The 988-nt window shown below is 58.5% G+C and carries 1 protein-coding gene; it reads left to right on the forward strand.

Annotated features, from left to right (window positions below):
- A partial coding sequence (locus NW838_RS03970; protein ID WP_414427538.1) for an RNA-guided endonuclease InsQ/TnpB family protein occupies positions 1 to 833 on the forward strand: 833 nt, incomplete at its 5' end.
- Between the last annotated feature and the right edge of the window lie 155 nt (positions 834 to 988).

Raw genomic sequence — 988 nt, forward strand, 5'->3', positions numbered from 1 at the left:
TCAATTGCCCCAAGGCGGGAGCGCATCTGGAAGGGGAGACTCTGCGACTGAGCAAGATTGGCTCGATGCCTGTGGTGCTGCACCGCCCCTTGCCGGAGGGGTTTGTGCCCAAAACCTGCACAGTGGTGCGCAAGGCCGATGGGTGGTATGTCTGCATCACCTTGGAGGACAAAAGCGTCCCTTCCCCAGAGCCTGTGCCGGTCAAAAGGGCGGTGGGCATTGATGTGGGATTGGATAGGTTTCTCACCACCAGCGATGGGGAGGTGGTGCCTATCCCGCGGCACTACCGCCGAGCCCAAAAACACTTGGCTCGACAGCAGCGGCAACTGAGCCGCAAAGTGAAGGGATCCGCCAACTGGAAGAAACAGGCCACGAAAGTTGCTTGTTTGCAGTTGCACGTTGCCCGACAACGCAAAGCGTTCCACTACCAAGTGGCGCACTGGCTGGTGGGGCAATACGACCTGTTGGTGGTGGAGGATCTCAACGTCCGAGGGCTGGCACGAACTCGGTTGGCTAAATCGATTTTGGATGCGGCTTGGGGACAATTTCTTGACATTCTGACAGCAGTGGCGGTCAAACGCGGCAAACAGGTGTTGAGAGTGGATCCCCGTGGTACGTCCCAAAATTGTTGTGTTTGTGAGGAGCGTGTTCCCAAGGCCTTGTCGGAACGGGTGCATGATTGCCCCCGTTGCGGGTCGTGGGACAGAGACTTGAACGCTGCTATCGAGATTTTGAAGCGTGGACTCAGGTCCCCCCGTATACGGGGGGATATAGGGGGGCGGTGGGACTGCCGCTCTCTGGCTGTGGAGGATCCTGGTTTACCAGTCCGTTGAAGCAGCAACTCCGAGAAGTGATTCTCGGAAGCTCCCGTCTACAGCCCGTCAGGGCTTAGCGGGAGAGGATGTCACTCAAGCGAGCAACTGTAAGTGGGGAGGGGGAGTTTTCAGCCAGTCATGGCAGCTCAGCAGCCCCTCGCGAAAGCGGGTGG

Origin of the sequence: Synechococcus sp. R55.2, from assembly GCF_047462075.1 — a bacterium.
Taxonomy (GTDB): domain Bacteria; phylum Cyanobacteriota; class Cyanobacteriia; order Thermostichales; family Thermostichaceae; genus Thermostichus.